This is a genomic window from Gilliamella sp. B2923, from assembly GCF_026536565.1.
Lineage (GTDB): Bacteria > Pseudomonadota > Gammaproteobacteria > Enterobacterales > Orbaceae > Gilliamella.
Genome location: NZ_JAFNNZ010000002.1, coordinates 165,223 through 187,500, shown reverse-complemented (window position 1 = coordinate 187,500; position 22,278 = coordinate 165,223). Strand labels below are relative to the sequence as shown.

Genomic DNA, 22,278 nt, shown 5'->3' with positions numbered 1-22,278 from the left:
TATTTATTTGAGTTTCAAACTCGCTAAACGGTAGTTATAGGACCTGCTCTTATCGCATTGTCGGGCGATAAGCGGACCGCTTTACTCAGTGACAAATCATCATAAATAGGCGAATTGATTTGCACATAAGCATGTCGTTTTGCCGATAGGGGGAGTGTTTGAGATGCTGATTTACTTGGTGCTTGATGATCTTGCACAATTGCGGCAATCGCAATAATATCAACATGTGAGATTGATGACTGCGCAGGTAAACCCGGTTGCTGGTACAAACCAAATCCAGCAGCAATCACACCTAATAATAAGTGCGATAATGCAGTTTTAATAATTAAGCGTTTGTGGAGTTGTTTACAATAGCTAATCACAGTCATAGTGGCAACATTCTAGCATTTTTTACCAAAATTAAAACAATTATTACAGCATTGTCATTGAGTCCTTTTAATGGCAGAAGAGAAATCGATTAATGTCTATGATTGAGTCGTTAGCCAGTTGAAGGTTAAGTTAGTAAAATTTCGTTTATTCAATAAGATATTATCCACTTGCCCAATCATATTCGGGTTTTTGCAGGTGTTAAATAGGCTGATGCAAATATCAACGCCAGCTCACTACCATGCTTTAATGCTAATTTCGCGAGTTGATTAGCCGTATTTGCCTCGTCTGATGCAGAAGGTGCAATGAGCAAAGTAGTCTTTTTTTAAGGTAGTTAAGCTTTAGGATGAAGGCGACATAATCATTCTCATTAAGAAAATGGGAGATGGCAATATTTATCATTGTCATCCCCCATTGCGGTCTGTATTGAATATTGGTTTTTATTTTCATCTTTTTTATTCACGTTGTGGCATTGAATAGAAAAGATGAAAGATGGTTATTTCACCATTAATTGCCCCATCATGCCTAATGTTTCATGTTCAACGATATGACAATGATACATGCGTAATCCCGGCATATTTTGTTGAATTTTAATAACAAGCGTTTCGTGCGGGCGTAAGTTAGTGGTATCTTTCAAGGCAACAAACTCGGGTGTAGTTTTCGTGCCATTTAATTCACGAGATTGCACAATAAATTGCGCACCATGTATATGGAAATTGTGATCCATATGTGAGTTGTTAACAATTGTCCACTCTTCAACATCGTGAAGTTTACTTTCTAAGTCGATTCGTGACATATCATGCCGTTTGCCATTAATTAAAAACAGCATACCACCTCGAGGCTCACTTTTATCCATTACTTCGGTATATTCAAGTGATTTTTTGGCGACGGCTTCACCTAAAGTTGGTACTTGTTTTAGATGAGTCGGTAGAACGGTACTGGCCGTTTGAGTTAACTGGAGCTGTGAAAGAATGATGTTTTGTTCTGGCGGTACATTCCCCATTTTGCCACGATCGTAGCCAATGTTTTGCAAATAAAGGCTGGCGGTTTTTTTCGGAACGATAACTACTTCAGCCCGTTCTGCCGGAGTAAGTAATAGCGGTTTGTTGAGTTGATGCGGCTCGGCAATGAAACCGCCGTCGGTAGCAACTAAAAAGACATCACAATCCGGTATTGATAGGTTTAAATATCGGCCAGAACACGCATTCCAGATTCTGACTCGGGTTGCTCCTTCTACTTTTATATTGGGTTGGTAAGCACCATTGATTAACACAAATTGTCCTTCCCGACCATTCATCCAGTCAGTCATGGAGTTTTCGGCGATTTCGCCGTTTTCAGTTAATTTTAAGTCGGAAAAGAACCAATGTTGCTCCGGTAGCGAAGCGAGCGGATCATTTTTACTGCGTACAATAAAGGTACCGGCTAACCCACGAAAGACTTGTTCTGCAACTGTATTATGCCCATGTGGATGATACCAATATGTCCCAGCTGTGCCTTCCGGTATGGTAAATTCATAAACCCGGCTGCCACCTGCCGGAATAGCATCTTGTGGATTTCCGTCTTGATCTGAAGGAATAAGCAAACCATGCCAGTGAACGGTTGTCGGTTGTGAGAGATCATTTTTAACGGTTATTTTAACATGATCGCCTTCAAATACTTCGATTTTCGGACCAGGTATCATGCCATTATATGCCCAAAATTCGGTGGTAATTTCCGGTGTTAAGGCTATTTTGACCGGTTTTAAATGTAGTGTTGCTTCAAATACGCCAGCTTGGGTACTGGTATTTTTTAAATTAGTTAACTCGGGTAAATTTTTACCGTGTGGTAGCGCTGTAGTCGATAACAGTTTTTGTGGCATGTTGTTATTCATGTTCATATTCATATTCATGTTCATATGGTCGTGCATATCCCCCTCCGTATTACAGTTATCAGATTTAACATCACAAACGTTTTCGGACATCGATGAGTGATTCATTTTGGCGATAGCTTTAGTGGCAATTAATCCGCCTAGGGCTGCGGTAAAACTGATGATAAAATTTCGACGTTTCATAATATTCCTTTAAAATACATTTAGTTAAACAATAACCTTCTCTTCAAAACACCATAATAAAAAGCCAGACAAGCGGTGCCTTTTATTGCGTTATTGATAGTGAATTACTTACTTCTTATTTATGTGTAGATAAAAACGTTTTAAGCAATTTTTGGTGGTTTTAACTCAGGAATAAATGCTTTATACACGGGTATAAATTTTATTGGTCGGTACTGTTCGCTTTCAGTGGCATAATCAAAGGAGATAACGTAGTCAGTTATTAGCGAACCACATGTTAAGCAGTGATTGGCTAATTGACAGGTGTTTGGGAATACTGATTTAGGATTAGATTTACTGGTAGTTAAGTGGCTTTCGATTTGATTTATTTTTACAGCCGTTTGATGTGCCAAATGACAACGAGCAGGGGATTGAAAATTATTTTTAGATAAATGCCATACAGAAACACTCAGCAAAAATAATACTATTGCCAATAGGGCAATAATATTATAAGCGTTATTGTTGATTCTTAATGACATAGTAAATCTCACTATTCATCTAACAAAATATGCGCTTATTTTACCGAAAAAAGCGCGAAATTTGTACTTTTTTTAGGAACTTTAAGGTTAAATGATTGAATTGATTTTTTCGCATAGTGACAATAATAACGCTGGTTGTCTTTTGCTGAGTAAAAAATAAGCTAAATATCAACGATATTTAGATAAAATATGTAAGATAAATACTAACTGTTCTGTTATTATATTTGTATAACAAAAAAATGTGAAATATAACGGTATGAAAATTCTTTTTGGTGTTCAAGGCACAGGAAATGGCCATATTAGTCGTTGTAGAACATTAGCTAAAGCATTGAAAAAGGTTGGCGCTGATGTTGATTATATTTTTAGTGGTCGCGATGCTAAAGATTATTTTGATATGGAAGCATTTGGTAACTATAAAACCTTTTGTGGTCTCTCTTTTGCAACGCTTAATGGTAAGATTAATTTTCGTAAAACAATCCAACGAATTCGAGCTTTTCGGCTGATTAAAGATGTCCGTGAGCTGGATCTTTCAAATTATGACTGTATTATTAGCGATTTTGAGCCAGTTAGTGCTTGGGCTGCTCACAATCAACATCGGGAGTGTTTAGGGATCAGTAATCAGGCCGTTTGCCAATACCTTAAACCGAAAGAGTATGGCATGATTGCCAATGTGATTATGAAATATTATGCACCTGTGACTCAACCTATTGGACTGCATTGGTTTCATTTTGGGCATAAACTGATTCCACCAATGATTGATTCATTTGATGTTGCACCAACTGAGAACGGAACAATCGTTGTTTATTTACCGTTTGAAGGGTTAGATGAAATTACCCAGTTTTTAACGCCGTATAAAGAGTATCAATTTATCTGTTTTCATCCGGATGTTAAACAATCATCAAATCAAGGTAATATCACCATGCATACGCTCAGTCGGGATAATTTTACGCATGCGTTATTAAGCTGTTCGGGTATTATTTCTAATACGGGTTTTGCTCTAATATCAGAAGCGTTAGCGTTGGGTAAAAAAATTCTAACTAAGCCGGTTTCTGGTCAATTTGAACAAATTTATAATGCTCAGTGCTTGCAAACTTTAGATATGGCAACGGTAATGGAAAATTTAAATCATGCTAAACTTAAACATTGGTTAAATCTTGCATCACCTCAACCAACGATCTATCCGGATGTTGCAACGGAATTAGCAAATTGGATTGTTTCAGGGCAAAAAGAGTCTTTACTATCGTTAAGCCAACGATTATGGCGTGCAACGGTGTTTTCGGAAAATGTGCAAAAACGTATTAAATCTTTAGGGTATTGTGTATAAAGGAAATAGTATGATTTTAAGTATTATTGTTGCCATGGCGGATAATCGTGTGATTGGTTTAAATAATCAAATGCCATGGCATTTACCTGCTGATTTAGCATGGTTTAAAAAAAATACGCTAAATAAACCTGTGATTATGGGACGTAAAACGTTTGAATCAATCGGTCGACCCTTGCCTCATCGCCATAATATCATTATTAGTCGACAGGCAGAGAAAAGCCAAGCTAATGAGGAAAATATCAGTTGGGTTGGATCGATTGATGAAGCTATTGCATTGGCTAAAACGCAGCAGGTCGAAGAGGCATTTATTATTGGTGGCGGCAATATTTATAATCAGTCGCTATCTTTAGTTGATCGTCTGTACTTAACCCATATTCAAGCGGATTTAAAGGGCGATACCTATTTTCCGGATTATCAGCCGGAAAACTGGCAGCAAGTTTATTGTGAAAATCATCATGCCGATGATAAAAATCCTTATGATTACCAGTTTGAAATTTTAGCCAGAAGTTAAAGGTCAATACGTTGCCACAACGTTAAGCTGTGGCAAATAAACAGGTTTTAGCCCTGTAATCGTTTTGCTTCAACCACATCCGGTAACTGCTTAATTTTAGTTAATACTCGATTAAGCGAATCTTGATTAAATATCTGCATATCCATATCAATGGTTGCAAGTTGCTGTTTCATTTCAATGCGGCTGGTAACACTTAGCACATTAACTTTTTCGTTGGCTAATATGGTGGTGATATCCCGCAATAAGCCACTTCTGTCATTGGCAATAATTCTGACAATCATGGTGTAACTTGAATTGTGATTACCGCTCCATTGCGCACTGGTGATCCGCTCCGGCGCATGATTTTTTAATTCTTGTAGTTGTTCACAATCAGCACGGTGAATGGAGATGCCTCGACCTTGAGTGACAAATCCCACTATCGGATCACCGGGTATCGGGCGGCAGCAGTTAGCAATGGTGTACATTAAATTATCCACACCTTCGATAATAATTTCGCCACATTTACTTGCAGTTTTAGTAATGTTTTTGGCTTGCGTCGTCGATTTTTGGGTGATCTGTTTTAAAGCCGCTTCATCTTCTTCTTCCGCCGTTGGTTTGTTAAATTGGGCATTGATAAAATTCACTAATTGATTAATTCTAACATCGCCACTACCAATACCGGCAAGCACTTCATTAAATGAATGTGCGTTATATTTATTGATGAGGATCTTTTCAACACTTTTTAAACTGATATTTAAAGGCTCAAGTTCATTGGATAAGATCTGTTCACCTGTAGCAATATTTTTATCACGATCTTGCTTTTTAAACCAGGCAAGAATTTTTGCTCTGGCTCGACTGCTGTTAACAAAACCGGTATTGGGATTTAACCAGTCACGGCTAGGGTTAGGCTGTTTTTGGGTGATGATTTCGACTTGATCACCGATTTTGAGGTTGTAGGTAAATGGCACAATGCGTCCGCCAACTTTGGCGCCAATACAGCGATGTCCAACATCACTATGAATATGGTAAGCAAAATCAAGCGGGGTTGAGCCAGCAGGCAAATCAACCACATCGCCTTTAGGGGTGAAGACGTAAACGCGATCATCAAAAATTTGGCTTCTGACCGCTTCTTGTATCTCGCCACTTTCTGACATCTCTTGTTGCCATGTGAGTAGCTTACGTAACCAAGAAATCCGTTGATCGTAAGCGGTCATTTTATCGGTACTGCCTTCTTTGTACTTCCAATGTGCCGCAACGCCTAATTCGGCATCATTATGCATTTGTTCCGTTCGGATTTGAATTTCTATGGTTTTTTCTTCAGGACCATATACTACGGTATGAATCGATTGGTACCCGTTTGGTTTGGGGTTAGCGACATAATCGTCAAACTCTTTGGCAATGTGTTTATAGTGACTATGCACAATACCTAATGCATTATAACAGTCTTCAATCCGATCGCAGATGATACGTACCGCTCTGATATCGTAAAGCTCGTCGAACTGTAGATGTTTGCGTTCCATTTTTCGCCATATGCTGTAGATGTGTTTTGGTCGCCCGTAAACCTCTGCCCGAATATGGTCTTGATTCATCATATCTTGAAGATTTTTAACAAACTGATTGATATATTGCTCACGATCTAAGCGTTTTTCTTGTAATTGTGAGGCGATAAAGCGATATTGATCGGGATATAAATAACGGAAACAAAAATCTTCTAATTCCCATTTTAGTTGCCCAATACCTAACCGATTGGCAAGTGGCGCATAAATATTAAAGCACTCTTTAGCGGCAAGAAATTGCTCTTCTTGAGGCGCATGCATTAACGTACGTAAGTAGGTGATGCGTTCGGCAATTTTGATAACAACACTGCGGAAATCGTTGACCATTGCCAATAACATACGTCTGATGCTATCGATTTGTTCATTGGTTGCATTACCATTACGAATCGCCCGCAATTGGCGAATATCTTTCATTTTGATAATGCTGGAAAGAATATGAATGATTTCACGATCGAAATCTTCGGGGATATCTTCCCGGCGGATAACTTTGGCATCAAGGAAAGGAAGCAGTAGGGCGGCACACAGGCTATTGATATCCATATTTAAGGTTGACAAAATTTCGACCATTTCAATCGCATTTTGAAAACAATATGTTTGCTCAGCCGATCCGGCACTATTTTCAAAACAGAAATCCCAAATATCTTTAAACTTCTGATAGGATTCTTGATTGGTCAATAACAGCTCGTGTTTAGCCCACAGTTCAACATCAAATTGAGCAAGAGAGTAATGCTCTTCATGCTGTTGGTGCGCTCCTCTAATTGATACCATAATTACGGTCCTAACTTTGTTAACAATAACATTGATTCAATGTGCTTGGTTTGAGGAAACATATCTAATATCGCAACTTGAGAAATTTGGTATCCTGCATCAATAAATTGTTTGGTGTCTCTTGCTAACGTCGCCGGATTACACGAAATATAAACAATTTTAGATGGTGCAAGTTTCACAATTTCAGCTGAAGCATTCAAAGCACCTGCACGGGCAGGATCGAGCAATACTTTACTAAATTGTGATTCACTCCAGATTGCAAATTGTGCTGTATCCTCTAAATTTCCTGTTATAAAATGTGTTTGGGCACAAATGTCATTCTTATTTAATATGGTGTTGAATTTGGCTTTTTCAACCAGCGCCTCAACACCTTCTACACCAGTAACAGATTTGCATAACTTTGCCATTGGCAACGAAAAATTACCCATACCACAGAACAGATCCAGTACATTATCTGAGGGTTCTAAGGCCAGCCACTGTAGCGCTTGATTAACCATTTTTTGATTAATTTTACTATTTACTTGGATAAAATCGAGTGGACTAACCGTTAATTTTAAATGATTAACAAGGTAATAATGTTCGGTGTTACCGGTTATGTGCACTAATTGTTTGCCATGTAAATAGAGTGAAATATTATTAGTATCGGCAAATTGTTTTAATATATTAGTCTCTTTTTCAGTCATTGGCATGGTATGTCTTAGTACCATGATAATTCCACTGTCGAGGGCAATTAATTCAACATGTCCCAGTGCTTTTTGCTGTTTAATACTTTTTAAGCAGATCTGTAATGGAGCAATGAGCGCATCTAACTCAGGAACTAAAATTGGGCAGTTTTGAATATTAATAATCTGATTAGATTCTGCCTGCCTGAAGCCTACCAACAACTCACCTTTAACCAAATTAATTGATAGCCTTGCCCGCCGACGGTATCCGTATGGCTGATCGGCAATAATAAGCGGTGCTTGCGCTAACACTGATGTTAATGATGCCTGACTCTCTTTTTGTAATAGTTTTATCAAAGCTTGATATTTAGCATGCTGCTGTAATTGCGACGAAATATGTTGCAGTTCGCACCCGCCACAGCGCTGATAATATTGACACTGAGGTGTGACCCGCTCGTTGCTTTGATTGTGATATTTGATAACTTTTGCTTTAGCGTAATTTTTTTTATCTTCTGTCAATACAATATCAACAGTTTCGCCCGGTAGAGCCGATTTTACAAATAGAGTTTTACCTTTGTCATTGGCTACACCTTGACCGAAGGCATCTAAATTTTCAACTGTGACTGTCAGTTTTTGCGCTGTGAGTTTTTTTTTCGTTGGGGTATAGAATTTGACCATTTTAACTACAATTATGTTAACCGTTCAAGTAATGCCGTTTTGACATGTAAAGGGACTAAATTTGTCACATCCCCGCCATGGTAGGCGACTTCTTTAACAATTGTTGATGAAATAAAGCCCATCGCTATTGACGGCATTAAAAATAGGGTATCGAGATCAGCTTTAAGTGCTCGGTTCATTTCGGCCAGTTGCCTTTCGTATTCAAAATCGTGTGTAGTTCTGACGCCTCGGACAATGACCGTTGCATTATGTTCGTGAGCAAACTTTGCCATTAACGTTTCAAAACCAATTACCTCAACATTAAGTAAATGTTCACTTGCTGTAGAGGCTAAATTGACCCGCTCATCTAGCGTAAATAGGGTTTTTTTGTTGGGGCTTTGGGCAATGGCAACAATAAGACGAGGAAATAGTTTTGAGGCTCGTGTTATCAGATCGATATGTCCATTAGTGATAGGATCGAACGTTCCGGGAAAAACGGCGGTCAAGGTTTTACTTTTCATCAGTCATATTATCCATTATTAAATGTGGGGATATCATACCTAATTTTATTTAGGATTGTTAGTTAAGTAAGGTAAATTTCTTTTTATTTTTATACTAAAACGTATATATTTTCTGAAAGTTCTTGACAAAACGGCGCATAAGAAAGTGATAACACCGATTAGATCATAAGGCGAGCATGGGCGATTGATAGGTTAAAAAATAAAAAAAGCAAATTATGGAAGAAGCGGTCACTTCCACCATAATTTGTGTCACAGTGACATTAAGGTACCGACTACTAAGTGAAAAAATGAAAAGTTGTTTGGTGATGATAAGCCTGATCTGGTTGCAAAAAACAGCTAGCTTGCGCCCACTCCGGATGATGTGGACTATCCGGTAAGCATTCGGCTTCTAATGCGACGCCAGCAAAATTGTCATACTCACCATTGTGACGATTAGGAGTATGTTGCAAAAAATTGCCTGTGTAGACCTGTAGCGCCGGCTGAGTTGTGGTCATATTCATCACAATTTTTTTATCACCGGATATGAGCTGTGCAGCAATAGGTTGTGTCTTATCTAATAGATATGCATGGTCATAACCGCCGGTTTTTTGCCTTTCTTCACTCTCAAGCAATCTATCCGATAACAATCTTGGTTGGCGTAAATCCATATCTGCTTGAGTGACATCGGTTAAATCACCGCAAGGAATGCCCTGTTTATCAACCGGTAAGTATAAGTTAGCATTGACTTTTAATGTGTGGGAAAGAATATTTTTACTGCTTTCGCCATCGAGATTAAAGTAAGCATGGTTGGTTAAATTTACCGGTGTTGTTTTGTTGGTGGTGGCTTGAAACTCGATCACAACTTGATTTTCATCGGTTAAATGATAACTGACTGTGACGTTAAGTTCACCGGGAAAGCCTTGATCGCCGTCAGGTGATATTAAACTAAAAGTCACTTTTTGTGCCGATTGATTTTTGATATCCCATAACAATTTATCAAAACCTAGCTTGCCGCCATGAAGTTGGTTTTCCCCTTGATTGGCAACAAGTCGATAGTGGGTGCCAGCTATATCAATGGCAGCGCCTGCAATTCGGTTTGCATAACGCCCAATTGTTGCCCCTAAATAGGCATCTTGCTGTTGATATTGTTCAAAGGTTTTACAGCCAAGTAATACTTCGCGGTGTTCTCCGGCATTAATTGGCACTAAACAAGATAGCCAAGTTGCGCCCCAATTCGAGACTTTAACTTGCATACCTTGTTTATTTGTAAGAGTAATAATCTGCATTACTGACATATTGCACTGGCTCCTTCACTTGGCTGGCAAACATAGCATGTTTCTTTAATGCCAAACTTTTGCTGATAATGGTTATGCACCACCGCTTTGACGTCGTCCACTTTATCTTTAGGTACCAAAGCAACCACGCAACCGCCAAAACCGCCGCCGGTCATACGCACGCCACCTTCATCGCCGATGACTTTGTGGACAATTTCAACCAAGTAATCAATTGCCGGAACGGTGATTTCAAAATCATCACGCATCGATTTGTGGCTTTGTGCCATAAGTAGTGATAAAAGTTTGTAATCCCTCACTTCCAGCGCATGTGATGCTAATAAGGTACGCTCATTTTCAGTAATCACATGGCGAGCCCGTTTAAATACCACCGGATCAAGTGTTGACTCAATGACTTCCAACTCAGCAAGTGATGCATCGCGCAATGCCCTGACGCCTAATGCTTCGGCGGCAGCTTCGCATTGTTCACGGCGGGTGTTGTATTGGCTATCGACTAAGCCCCGTTTGATGTTGGAATTGATAATCACTACAGCGAGATCGTCAGGAATACTGACCGGATGAGTCCCTAATGTGCGGCAATCAATCAATAATGCATGTTGTGCTTCTCCTAATGCCGATATCAGTTGATCCATAATGCCACAGTTACAACCCACAAACTGATTTTCGGCTTCTTGCCCGATTAAGGCAAGTTTAGTGCCATCTAACGGCAGTTGATAAAGCACTTGAAACATTTTACCCACCGCCACCTCAAGTGATGCTGAGGAGCTTAAGCCAGCACCTTGTGGCACATTACCGCTGATAACAAAGTCTGCGCCATGAATATTGTTGGCATATTTTTTTAAATGTTTCACTACGCCCCGTACATAATTCGCCCATTGATAGTTTGGGTGCTTTTCGATTGGCTTGTCTAACGAAAACTCATCTTGTTGATGATGATAATCTAGTGCGATGACTCGTATAATATTATCTGAACGTTTGTGGCAACTGATTACAGTTTGATAATTAATCGCACACGGTAACACATAGCCGTCGTTGTAGTCGGTATGTTCACCAATTAAATTGACTCGTCCGGGAGCTTGCACAACCGTATCGGGTTGGTATCCAAATTGACTTTCAAAAGCTTGTGTGGTTTTTTCGATTAATGCTTTCATCTATTTATCCTTTTGAGCTTTATAGTGCACATCACTAACGTTACGCAGTCTTTCGGCTGCCTGTTCTGGCGTTAAATCTCGTTGTACTTCAGCGAGCATCTCATAACCAACCATGAATTTTTTAACTGTAGCTGAACGTAACAATGGGGGATAAAAGTGTGCATGTAATTGCCAATATTGCGCGTTATTTTCTCCGTATGGCGCACCATGCCAGCCCATTGAATAAGGGAAAGAGCAGTTAAACAAGTTATCATAGCGGCAGGTTAATTTTTTTAGTGCAATAGCTAAATCAACTTGTTGTTCATTCGTTAATAAAGTCAGTTGTGGAATATGGGTTTTCGGTAATAGTAATGTTTCAAAAGGCCATACCGCCCAAAATGGCACTACCGCCAACCAATAGTCTGTTTCAACGACAATACGCTCACGAGCGATAAGTTCTTTTTCGACATAATCAACCAATAAATTGCGGTGGTATTTCTGAAAATAATGGCGCATGTTCTGATCTTCACGTGCAATTTCATTGGGTATAAAGCTATTTGCCCAAATTTGCCCATGTGGATGAGGGTTTGAGCAACCCATAGCTGCGCCTTTATTTTCAAATATTTGCACCCACGGGTAATGTTGGCTAAGTTCTTGTTGTTGACGAATCCATGTCTTAATAACGCCCTCAATCGCAGGTAAATCAAGTTCGGGTATTGTTTTACTGTGATCGGGTGAAAAACAGATAACCCGACTTGTTCCCCTGGCACTTTGCATTTGAAAGAGGGGATCGTCATTTACCGGCGAATCGGGCGTATTTTCCATTAGTGCAGCAAAATCATTGGTAAAAACAAACGTTCCGGTATAGTCAGGGTTCACATCGCCGGTGACACGCTTATTGCCCGGACACAAAAAACAATTTGGATCGTAGCTTGGTTTTTGCTCCTGATTTAATGTCTCTTGCTGACCTTGCCAAGGCCGTTTTGCTCGATGTGGCGAAACAAGTACCCATTGATTGGTCAACGGGTTATACCGACGATGAGGATGATCAACCGGGTTAAAAATGTCCATTTGTACCTCTTATCTGATTTTGCCTAATTTTTTATTGAAGATCACCCAATTAATCCGGGTAACCTTGTGGGTTTTTTGATTGCCAATGCCATGAATCTTTGACCATGTCATCAAGCGTGAGTTTGGTTTTCCAACCTAATATTTGTTCGGCTTTCTTCGCATCAGCCCAAAAAGCAGGCAGATCGCCGGCTCGTTTCGGCGCAAAATGCCAATTGAGTGGCTTGCCGGATGCTTTTTCAAAAGCTTGAATAACTTGTAATACACTGTAGCCAACGCCGGAACCTAAGTTATAAATGTGTACACCGGCTTTATTGTGGTCTGCTTTAAGGGCGGCAATATGACCGTCAGCTAAATCAACGACATGAATAAAGTCACGCACACAAGTACCGTCTTGTGTTGGGTAGTCATTGCCAAATACGGCTAGCGATTGTCGTTTACCTATGGCAACTTGCGTAATATACGGCATAAGATTGTTTGGGATACCTAGCGGATCTTCGCCCATTAATCCGCTTGGGTGCGCCCCAACCGGGTTAAAATAACGTAGGATTGTCAATGACCAATCAGGCTCAGCGACCGCTAAATCCATGATGCATTGTTCAACCATTAATTTACTTTTGCCATAAGGGCTGGTTGGCAAACCTTGCGGTAAGGTTTCAACGTAAGGAACGGGTGCCAGCTCACCATATACAGTTGCTGATGAACTAAAAACTAACTGTTTAACACCCGCATCACGCATTGCTTTCATCAAAACGATACTGCCGTAAACATTGTTTTGATAATACTCAAGTGGTTTATGCACCGACTCGCCCACTGCTTTTAGACCCGCAAAATGGATAACCGCTTGTATTTTATGCTCGTTGAAAATTTTAGCTAAAAGCTCTGCATCACACACATCACCTTGATAAAAATCAACACGCTGTCCGGTTATTTGTTCTATTCTGTCTAATACAGATGCTTTACTGTTAAACAAATTATCAATCACAATCGGCGTATAGCCCGATTGAATCAATTGTACGCATGTGTGACTTCCTATATATCCGCAACCGCCTGTAACTAATATTTTCATTTTCAAACCTTTATTTATGCAAGTTAAGTTAAGCGAAGGTCAATTAATCTTGTGTATCTTCACTTTTTTGTTTTCTAAAAAGATCCCATGGACCCCGTCCAGATAAGGTGAAGGATGAAATTATAGTAAAGCTAAAAGCAATTAAGCCAAGTACTAAGTATGCTCCTTCAAAACCAATTTTAACATACATTAATCCTGCAAAGGTGGACATAAACATAATCGATAACTGTTTTGCAAAACAAAATGCAATTAAGTAAACCGTTGCCGATAAGCGAATCGGAAAGTGTTTAGTAATATATTTAAATGCACCAACTAACAATAATGGGGCTTCAAACATATGTAAGGTCTTTAAAATAACAACTTCAACGGCATTACTGGCAAAGGCTGAGCCAGTTATGCGAATTGACATAATAGCGCCAGCAACTAACAACGTATTTTTGCTACCAATTTTCATCACAATAAGCGGCGCAAAAAACATGACAGTCGCATTTAAAAATTCACCGAGGGTGGTGACATAACCAAAGGCTTCTCGCCCTATCTGTTCACTTGAAAAAAATGAGGTGAAAAAGTTAGCAAATTGTTGATCAAATACATCATAAGTGCAAGCAACACCGACAATATATAGCATAAAAAACCAAGTTTTTCGCATGCTAAGCAAGTCAACGGCTAATTTCAGGTTAAAAGGCTCGGGTTTATTTAGTCCCATTTGTTCAACCACATCGGTAGTTGACGTTTTTGCTGGATCGGCGATTTTGACTAAAAATAACAAAATCAGCGCGAAGCCGGAACACAACCAATATACCGCATTGACATCTTTCGATATCATTATACCGACAAATGAAGCGCAGATAGCCCAACCAAAACAGCCAAACATCCGGCAGCGGCCAAATTCAAATCCACTGCGTCGACTGATTTTTTCAACCAATGCTTCAATAGCGGGCGCTCCACCACTAAATACCATACCAAGATAAAAACCGCCGGCTATGGCACCTAGTGTCACATTAAATCTTAAAAGTGGTCCAAGTACGAAAATAAAAAAAGGACCAAATAACACTAACAGCAAGGTTATGACCCATAGCAGATGTTTTTTAAGTCCCAACTTATCGGAAACTAAACCAAATAAAGGCTGAAAAAACAGTGCGAATAGTGAAATAAATGAAAACACATAACCGGTGTCGGCTTCATTTAGTCCATTCATTTTCAACCAAACAGGAAAAAATGGACAATAAGCGCCCATAATGAAAAAGTACAGAAAGAAGTAGAGGCTAAACACCCAGTAATTCTTGTTGTGTAATGAAGACTTGATTTTTTGATTCATAGTGAACTTCCTTTGCTAAGCCTTAAATGATTAATTCATCATTTGGGAATCGTTTACATATTCAGTAAACAGAAAAAGCTACATAAGATTGCGTAAATAATATCACTAAGAAAATCCAAAAAAAGTGATCTAGGTAACACTTTATGAAATCGTTTACATTTTTTATTTGCCCGACATTAGCCGTTACTTTAGTCGTTAATCTATTGTTTAAATTAGTATTATTAGCTATTTTCTAAAAAGAAGCTTAGATAAACAATTAAAATTATCAAAAATAATCATGTTACCTCAAGTTTGAATAACCATTATTGAACAATAAGTCATCAAGATTAGATAGGTAAGTAATATTTATTTGGAATCGATTACATTTATGGTGAGTAAAGGTTTATCCACCAAATACGTTGCACTATTTCAACATTGAAATGACAAAATAGCCCGTCCAATAAAAGACGGGCGAGTCAGTTTAATCGGAGCGATTGACTGGTCGGATAATTGTCGCTGTTGTTGTTAGTAAGACAAAGTTTAGTGTTTATCCTTTAAACATGATAGCTGTTTTTTGCTAAAACATAGGGTAAATCTGAAACTTCTTGACAAGTTGGCAGGCGGTATTGGAATAATTTTTCAGGTTTTACGATAAGATAACTTGCTTTGTCATATATTACAGACGCACAAATCATCTTATCGTTACTATTACTATTACTATTACTATTACTGTTACTGTTACTGTTACTGTTACTGATTATTGGTGATGTTTATTCGTTTTTCAAACTCTGCCCATGGGTAAAAACCGTCAGCATTTAAATTGGCATTTTTTAATTTCAATTCAAAGTGCGCTGGTGGATTATTGATATCGAGTGCTTGACCGGTATGCAGTTGTTCAAATGTTTGATAGACATATTCCGCTTTGAAATAGTATTGCCCGGTTTGACGATGACAGAAACGTTGAAAAATCACTTTACCGCCAATTGGCGTGGTTTCAAATTGATTCGGCAGACTATAACTTTCAAAATCTAATGCGCCTAATAAAGAAGCGATAGTACTATCATGTCCAACTAGCAAGCTTACTTGATATTGATCATTGGCAACTAACGAATTTATCATTTTAATCAATTTGTTGGCCGCACGGTCAGCTATCGTTTTGGTATGACAGATGAGATTAATGTATTGATTACGAATTTGGGTAATTTGTTGCCATTGTTCAAGACTGTCTATTCTTCCCCATGCGATTTGATCTTTAGGGAATGCGGAATAGTATTGCAGTAAAAATGAGTCAACAGCACAAATACCCACCGCTAAAGCCCCGAGTAGTGCCGGCTCTTGATGTTTTTCAAAATAGAGTGATTGGGGAATATCGGCTAGGGCACATTGATGAGTTGCATATAATTGCGAGTTTTTATAATCCAATATGTCCGATAAAATCTGATAAGCAGGCGCTAAATTTTTAAAAATGTCGTGGGTTTTGTCTTCCAGTTCAATATCGTTTAACACCGCTTGCTTAAATTCGGGCGAATTATCTTCTAAAGCTGGATCAAAGATAGGATCCATTTTTTCAATCGGGTATTTGTGATTGATTGTAATGTCATGACCAGCATAGGCACCCATAATTAAAAATTGGGCTGTTGCTACCGTTCTTTGCAAACTGTTGGCATAAACAAATAATTGCGGATTTTCTGGCGAAAATGAGATATTTTGTTGCTCAAGCCATTGAGATAGATAGTGACCAAAGTAGGTTTCGAGTGCGCCTCCGCGTGTGGTTAAATATCCATAGGGGTGATCCCATTTGGGCCATGTGAAAGATGTTGCTTGATCAAGAAACTCAAGCGTATTTTGCAAAGGTGTACGAATACCATGACGGCTTAAAATTACAACTTTGTCCAATTGGTAGTGATTGTTCCTCATTTTCTTATCCAGCCTTGTCTATGTAAATAATCTAAAATAAAATCTCGTTGTCCTTTAACGATTGTCTCAGCAATTTTGTCACTCCAGCCACCGCCTTTTTGGTTAGTATCACGATGCCCATAATAATCGTGCATCTGTTTATCATACTGTGTTAATAATGCACGGTCGATCGGTTGATAGCTATTTTCAAAAAAGATTAATTGTTTCGGTAATCTTGGTTTAATTTGTGGATCTTGCGCCGGATATCCCAGACATAGCCCAAACAGAGGCAGGACGTATTTAGGCAGTTCAAGTAATGCCGTGACTTTATCAATATTATTGCGTAAACCACCGATATAAACCGTACCTAAACCTAAAGACTCAGCTGCAATAACGGCATTTTGTGCCATAAGTGCCGTGTCTATACAACCAACTAACAGTTGTTCGGCTTTTTCAAGGGGTATGCTGGGATCTATCTGAAAATGCCGGTTAAAGTCGGCACAAAAGACCCAAAATTCTGGCGCTTGAGTAACATAACTTTGATCACCAGCGTAGTGGGCGAGTTGTTTACGTTTATCGACATCGGTAATGCGGATAATTGTTCCGCACTGGAGAAAATTAGAACTGGAAGCCGATTGTGCAGCGCTAACAATTGCTGTGATTTGTGCTTGGGTTAAGGCTGTCGCTTGATAAGCACGGATTGAGCGATGATGACAAATTGTCTTTATTGTTTCGTTTTGCATAATGGCTCCTTAAGGTTACTATTTTCGGATAAATTGCAGATCCCACACGCCATGACCTAAATTTTGACCGCGTTTTTCAAATTTGGTAATCGGTCTATCTTCAGGTCTTGGTACATAGTCATTCGTCGGTGATAGGTTGGTAAATGCGTCGGCATTACTCAGCACTTCTAGCATATGTTCAGCATAATGCTGCCAATCGGTGGCTAAATGTAAAATGCCGCCAGATTTTAATTTTTGGCTAATTAGATTAACAAATTTGGGCTGAATGATACGGCGTTTATTGTGCCTTGCTTTATGCCATGGATCGGGGAAAAATATTTGTACTTTATCCAGTGAATTGTCCGGAATCATATTTTCTAACACTTCCACTGCATCATGACACATCACTTTTAAGTTAGATAATTGATTGTCTTCAATTGCCATTAAACACGCACCCACTCCCGGTTTGTGCACTTCAATCCCGATAAAATTTTTATTTGGTGCCGCTTTAGCCATTTCAACTAATGAAGCGCCCATTCCAAATCCGATTTCTAAAACTGTAGGTTGCGAGAGATTAAACTCAATGTTGGTGCCACTTTGGTAGTCAATGCCAAAAATTGGCCATAAATGGGTCAAAGCTTGCTCTTGCCCTTTGGTTAAACGACCTTGTCGTAGTACAAAGCTACGAATCGTTCTTTTAGGTTTGATTTGTTGATTATCAGGGGTGTTTATTTGTTCATTCATTAGGTTATCTACTTGTGTTTTAAAATTGATTGAAGTCAACGATTAATGATTCTCAGCAATTATTTTACTCGATTTTATCTTTACTTCACAAAATATATTATCGATTGATTTTTCAATTTATTATGATTGTTGATAAAAAAAATTTTGATAAAATTTGATAAATTTTTATAATCTGGTTGAGCAAAATCTGTAAATGATTATATAATTATCACTCCGATTCAACCGATTACGATTTTTAAGTAATCATAATAACATGCTTGAGGTTTTCTCGTGCCTGATATGAAGCTTTTTGCTGGTAATGCCACACCCGAACTAGCAAAACGTATAGCTAATCGTCTTTACACATCTTTGGGTGATATTGTTGTAGGTCGTTTTAGCGATGGTGAAGTAAATGTCCAAATTAATGAAAATGTCCGTGGTGAAGACGTTTTTATTATCCAATCAACTTGTGCCCCTACTAATGATAATTTAATGGAATTACTGGTTATGATCGATGCAATGCGTCGGGCATCTGCTGGTCGTATTACTGCGGTTATTCCTTATTTTGGTTATGCAAGACAAGATCGTCGAGTGCGTTCTGCGCGGGTACCAATTACCGCTAAAGTTGTTGCTGACTTTTTATCTACAGTCGGTGTTGACCGTGTATTAACCGTTGATCTTCATGCTGAACAAATTCAAGGCTTTTTTGATGTTCCGGTGGATAACGTTTTCGGTAGCCCGGTTATTTTAGAAGATATGTTACAACGTGATTTTGAACGTCCGATTGTGGTATCTCCTGATATTGGTGGTGTGGTTCGAGCACGAGCAATTGCCAAACTGTTAAATGATACTGATATGGCTATCATCGATAAACGTCGCCAACGAGCTAATGAAGCTGAAGTGATGAACATTATTGGTGATGTTGCAGATAGAGATTGTATCTTAGTTGATGACATGATCGATACTGCCGGAACACTTTGCAAAGCCGCTGATGCCTTGAAAGCCAGAGGTGCTAAACGAGTTTTTGCTTATGCAACTCATCCAATTTTTTCCGGCAAAGCCGTTAGCAATATTAAAAGCTCGGCGATTGATGAAATAGTTGTTTGTGACACAATCCCATTAACTGCCGAAGTGAAGGCGTTAAAAAATGTCCGTCAATTAACATTATCAGGTATGCTTGCTGAAGCTATTCGTCGTATTAGTAACGAAGAATCAATTTCAGCAATGTTTCATCAATAACCTATTTTTAAATATTGATTCAAATGCCCCTTTATGGGGCATTTTTACAGATAAATTCTCATATACAGTTAATAGCAATCATGACAACGATAAAACTTATTGTAGGATTGGCCAATCCGGGAAATGAATACGCAGCAACTCGCCATAACGCTGGTGCATGGTATGTTGATCAATTAGCGGATCGATATAATCAACCATTAAAAAGCGAGCCAAAATTTTTTGGTTATACTTCACGTATTAATATTCAAGGGCATGATGTGCGCTTACTGGTGCCAACTACTTTTATGAATTTAAGTGGGAAAGCTGTGCAAGCAATGGCTAACTTTTATCAGATAAAGCCAGAAGAAATTTTAGTTGCCCATGATGAACTTGACCTTAACCCCGGTGTGGCTAAATTAAAATTTGGTGGTAGTCATGGTGGGCATAATGGCTTAAAAGATATTGCAAATAAACTTGGCAATAACTTAAATTTTTATCGGCTCAGAATTGGGATCGGTCATCCCGGCGATAAAAATAAGGTGGTTGGTTTTGTATTAAATCAGCCGTCAAAACCGGAGCAAGAATTGATTGATAAAGCGATTGATGAAGCAGTTCGTTGCACTGATATCCTCTTATCTGACGGGGTTGAAAGTGCTATGAATCGGTTACATTCATTCAAAGCGTAAGTGAGCAATTTCGCTTAAGTTAATTCGACTGACAACAAACTTTTAATCCACCCTTATCACCTAGGTGGATTAAAAATTTGCTAATAATATTAGAACTAAGAAAATAGGTGTGTGACATTTCCGCCTTTTTCGGCAATTTTTTTCATCACTTCTTTAATAAGCCACATATTCATCGCAGCCGTGTCATCAGTACTACCGGTATAGTTAAGCTCTTTAGCTAATTTTTTTCGTGCATCTAAACTATTATCAATGCCTAATAGTTTTAGTAGATCAACAATTGACGTTTTCCAATTAAGTTTTTCAGGAAACTTTTTCGCTAAATTATCCAAAATAGACATCACATCTACATTAGATATTGGTGCATTATTAGCGGAATTAGATTGATCTTGATTCTGATTTTGGTTTGTATTGGTTTGATTTTGATCTGAATGTGGTGAAAATATATCTTTCACTGAATTGGTTACTTTTCCGACTTGATCTTTAACCGCATCTGTTGCATTACCTACTGTGGCTTGTGCGCTTGGAAAGATTTTAGAAAAAATGTTATTTAAGATACCCACGTTACACCCCCTTAAGTTTAAACTGATTTATTAAAAAACGGCTAAACGATACAGATGTACAAAAAATATCCATTCTAGTATAACGTTTAATCACTAAGAATGTCAAAACCGGAATAAAGTTCACCTCTTTTTATTTGTTTTTAAAATCAGGCTACCAATTAAGTATGGGTTTTATTAACTCTATACGTCATCTTTTCATATATCAACTTTTATATCAAATTGAATATATTATATTTATTTTATTGATAATTTAATTGCTATTTTAAATCGACTGATTTGTTATACCAATATAGTATAAACTGTGATCACTTTCACAATTATGATCTAATTTGGAATACTGTAACCAAAATTAATTGTAAAATTTGGTTTACCAATTTGAGGGGTTTAATCAAATTTATGTTTTAGAGAATTAATTTACAATTAGAGGTTACTATGAATGCCATATTTAAATCAAAGGGTTATATCCGTTGGCTAATGATCATTTTATTTGCAACGGGTGTTATCCTTAACTATGTTGACCGCAACGCTTTGGGTATTATGGCGCAAGAAATTATCAATGATTTGCAAATCACACCTAAAGAGTACTCCTATATTACCGGTGCCTTTCAATTGGCTTACACTATCTTTCAACCGATTGTGGGTTGGTTTGTTGATGTCATTGGTTTGCGTGTCGGCTTTGCTATCATGGTCATCATATGGTCATTAATGTGCATGTTACATGCTGGCGCAGGCGCTTGGATTCACTTAGCCATTTTACGTTTTGTTATGGGGGGCGCCGAATCAGTTGTTGCGCCGGCTAATGCTAAAGTGATTAGTTCATGGTTTCCTAAAAAAGAGCGTGCGATTGCCAATGGCTGGAGTATGGTAGGCTTTTCACTAGGTGCGATGATTGCACCGCCGTTAATTTATTTTATTCATCAATTTGGTGGCTGGCAGTTGGCGTTTTTAATTCCGGGCTCGATTGGTATTATATGGGCTGGGATTTGGCTCTACTTTTTTAGTGAGCCAGCAAAAAGCCGCTTTGTTACTGATGCTGAAAGAAAATACATTCTGTCTGATCAAGATATCGGTCAAGCACAACAAGATAAAAATGTTTGGCATGCTATTAAACAGGTTGTCACGCAAAAGAAATTTTATGGCATTGCCATACCTGCGTTTTTAGCTGAGCCGGCTTGGGCAGCGGTTAACTTTTGGGTGCCATTTTACTTATTATCAGAGCGTGGAATGCAATTAAAAGAAATGGCGATGTTTGTTTGGATCCCATTTTTAGCTGCCGATTTTGGCGGGTTATCTTCCGGTTATTTTTCTCGTATGCTCGATAAATATTTCGGTTTGTCTCGAATTAATGCTGCCTGCATCACCTATCTTGGCGCTGCTTTTTTCATGCTTTCAATGGTTTTTGCCTCTTTAGCCGAAAGTCCTTATTTAGCGATAGCATTAATTGCAATAGGCGCATGGGGGCACCAAATGTTATCAGCGATGTTGACCATTCAAGTTATTGAGAATTTTGACGGAAAAGAAGTGTCTACCGTGAATGGTTTACGGGGTAGTTCGGCTTGGATTGCCAGTTTCTTATTTACCATTATCGTTGGGCAATTTGTTGAAAAAATTGGATTTAAGCCATTCTTTATTACTATGGGCTTTTTAGATATTATCGGGGCGATAATCATGTGCGCTTTACTATTTCAGCGTAAACCTAAAGGGAATTAAGGTTATCGTTTGTTAAATG

20 protein-coding genes are annotated in these 22,278 nt (G+C 38.5%); 5 read left to right on the top strand and 15 right to left on the bottom strand.

Going from position 1 to position 22,278, the window contains the following annotated elements; all coding sequences use genetic code 11:
• Nucleotides 1-23 precede the first annotated feature (23 nt).
• The 3 genes from J3U42_RS03560 to J3U42_RS03550 all read right to left on the bottom strand — a co-directional run bounded on the left by J3U42_RS03560 (nt 24) and on the right by J3U42_RS03550 (nt 2,931).
• Nucleotides 24-368 carry a hypothetical protein gene (locus tag J3U42_RS03560; RefSeq protein WP_220218941.1) on the bottom strand — a complete coding sequence of 115 codons (345 nt, stop codon included), beginning with the start codon at nt 366-368 and terminating at the stop codon, nt 24-26.
• A 494-nt stretch (nt 369-862) separates the two neighbouring features.
• On the bottom strand, nt 863-2,416 hold the full coding sequence (locus J3U42_RS03555) for a multicopper oxidase family protein (protein WP_220218942.1): 1,554 nt from the start codon (nt 2,414-2,416) through the stop codon (nt 863-865).
• A gap of 140 nt (nt 2,417-2,556) precedes the next feature.
• Complete coding sequence (locus J3U42_RS03550) at nt 2,557-2,931, bottom strand: hypothetical protein (protein WP_267328655.1); 375 nt, start codon at nt 2,929-2,931, stop codon at nt 2,557-2,559.
• Nucleotides 2,932-3,187: 256 nt separating this feature from the next.
• On the opposite strand from J3U42_RS03550, the gene J3U42_RS03545 reads away from it, so the two are divergent.
• Together J3U42_RS03545 and folA are read left to right on the top strand one after the other, a co-directional pair.
• Nucleotides 3,188-4,255, top strand: coding sequence for an MJ1255/VC2487 family glycosyltransferase (locus tag J3U42_RS03545; RefSeq protein ID WP_267328654.1), 1,068 nt, complete (start codon nt 3,188-3,190; stop codon nt 4,253-4,255).
• Between the two features lie 10 nt (nt 4,256-4,265).
• Nucleotides 4,266-4,766 carry a type 3 dihydrofolate reductase gene (gene folA / locus J3U42_RS03540; RefSeq protein ID WP_416380436.1) on the top strand — a complete coding sequence of 167 codons (501 nt, stop codon included), beginning with the start codon at nt 4,266-4,268 and terminating at the stop codon, nt 4,764-4,766.
• A gap of 47 nt (nt 4,767-4,813) precedes the next feature.
• Here the strand turns inward: folA and relA are convergent, their stop codons facing one another.
• From relA to trmB, 11 genes are all read right to left on the bottom strand, one after another.
• Nucleotides 4,814-7,069, bottom strand: a complete 2,256-nt coding sequence (relA, locus tag J3U42_RS03535) for a GTP diphosphokinase (protein WP_267328653.1) — start codon at nt 7,067-7,069, stop codon at nt 4,814-4,816.
• A 2-nt stretch (nt 7,070-7,071) separates the two neighbouring features.
• Nucleotides 7,072-8,409 (bottom strand): 23S rRNA (uracil(1939)-C(5))-methyltransferase RlmD, encoded by a 1,338-nt coding sequence (gene rlmD, locus J3U42_RS03530; protein ID WP_267335547.1) that lies wholly within the window; start codon nt 8,407-8,409, stop codon nt 7,072-7,074.
• Between the two features lie 11 nt (nt 8,410-8,420).
• Nucleotides 8,421-8,909, bottom strand: a complete 489-nt coding sequence (gene coaD / locus J3U42_RS03525; protein ID WP_220218948.1) for a pantetheine-phosphate adenylyltransferase — start codon at nt 8,907-8,909, stop codon at nt 8,421-8,423.
• 275 nt (nt 8,910-9,184) lie between these two features.
• A complete protein-coding gene (gene galM, locus J3U42_RS03520) occupies nt 9,185-10,183 on the bottom strand; it encodes a galactose-1-epimerase (protein ID WP_267335545.1) in 999 nt (332 codons plus the stop codon).
• Nucleotides 10,174-11,331, bottom strand: coding sequence for a galactokinase (gene galK / locus J3U42_RS03515; protein WP_267335543.1), 1,158 nt, complete (start codon nt 11,329-11,331; stop codon nt 10,174-10,176). The genes galM and galK overlap by 10 nt, the downstream gene beginning before the upstream one ends.
• On the bottom strand, nt 11,332-12,381 hold the full coding sequence (galT, locus tag J3U42_RS03510; RefSeq protein WP_220218951.1) for a galactose-1-phosphate uridylyltransferase: 1,050 nt from the start codon (nt 12,379-12,381) through the stop codon (nt 11,332-11,334). It lies immediately after the preceding gene.
• Nucleotides 12,382-12,430: 49 nt separating this feature from the next.
• Nucleotides 12,431-13,447 carry a UDP-glucose 4-epimerase GalE gene (galE, locus tag J3U42_RS03505; protein WP_267335541.1) on the bottom strand — a complete coding sequence of 339 codons (1,017 nt, stop codon included), beginning with the start codon at nt 13,445-13,447 and terminating at the stop codon, nt 12,431-12,433.
• Nucleotides 13,448-13,490: 43 nt separating this feature from the next.
• The gene (locus J3U42_RS03500; protein ID WP_267328649.1) at nt 13,491-14,765 is read right to left on the bottom strand and encodes an MFS transporter; all 1,275 of its coding nucleotides are present in this window, start codon (nt 14,763-14,765) and stop codon (nt 13,491-13,493) included.
• A gap of 729 nt (nt 14,766-15,494) precedes the next feature.
• On the bottom strand, nt 15,495-16,661 hold the full coding sequence (locus J3U42_RS03495; protein WP_267335539.1) for a histidine-type phosphatase: 1,167 nt from the start codon (nt 16,659-16,661) through the stop codon (nt 15,495-15,497).
• The gene (gene nfsA, locus J3U42_RS03490) at nt 16,658-17,383 is read right to left on the bottom strand and encodes an oxygen-insensitive NADPH nitroreductase (protein WP_267328647.1); all 726 of its coding nucleotides are present in this window, start codon (nt 17,381-17,383) and stop codon (nt 16,658-16,660) included. The genes J3U42_RS03495 and nfsA overlap by 4 nt, the downstream gene beginning before the upstream one ends.
• An 18-nt stretch (nt 17,384-17,401) precedes the next feature.
• The gene (gene trmB, locus J3U42_RS03485) at nt 17,402-18,106 is read right to left on the bottom strand and encodes a tRNA (guanosine(46)-N7)-methyltransferase TrmB (RefSeq protein WP_267335537.1); all 705 of its coding nucleotides are present in this window, start codon (nt 18,104-18,106) and stop codon (nt 17,402-17,404) included.
• A 270-nt stretch (nt 18,107-18,376) separates the two neighbouring features.
• On the opposite strand from trmB, the gene J3U42_RS03480 reads away from it, so the two are divergent.
• Together J3U42_RS03480 and pth are read left to right on the top strand one after the other, a co-directional pair.
• Nucleotides 18,377-19,324 carry a ribose-phosphate pyrophosphokinase gene (locus J3U42_RS03480; protein ID WP_220218958.1) on the top strand — a complete coding sequence of 316 codons (948 nt, stop codon included), beginning with the start codon at nt 18,377-18,379 and terminating at the stop codon, nt 19,322-19,324.
• A gap of 80 nt (nt 19,325-19,404) precedes the next feature.
• Entirely contained in the window at nt 19,405-19,989 is a 585-nt protein-coding gene (gene pth, locus J3U42_RS03475; protein WP_324099744.1) for an aminoacyl-tRNA hydrolase, read from the top strand.
• A 95-nt stretch (nt 19,990-20,084) separates the two neighbouring features.
• Here pth and J3U42_RS03470 read toward each other — a convergent pair whose 3' ends face one another.
• Nucleotides 20,085-20,549 carry a DUF3597 domain-containing protein gene (locus tag J3U42_RS03470; protein ID WP_267335535.1) on the bottom strand — a complete coding sequence of 155 codons (465 nt, stop codon included), beginning with the start codon at nt 20,547-20,549 and terminating at the stop codon, nt 20,085-20,087.
• Nucleotides 20,550-20,981: 432 nt separating this feature from the next.
• Here J3U42_RS03470 and J3U42_RS03465 point away from each other — a divergent pair, with 432 nt between their 5' ends.
• Nucleotides 20,982-22,259, top strand: coding sequence for an MFS transporter (locus J3U42_RS03465; RefSeq protein ID WP_267328645.1), 1,278 nt, complete (start codon nt 20,982-20,984; stop codon nt 22,257-22,259).
• The last annotated feature ends 19 nt before the right edge of the window (nt 22,260-22,278 follow it).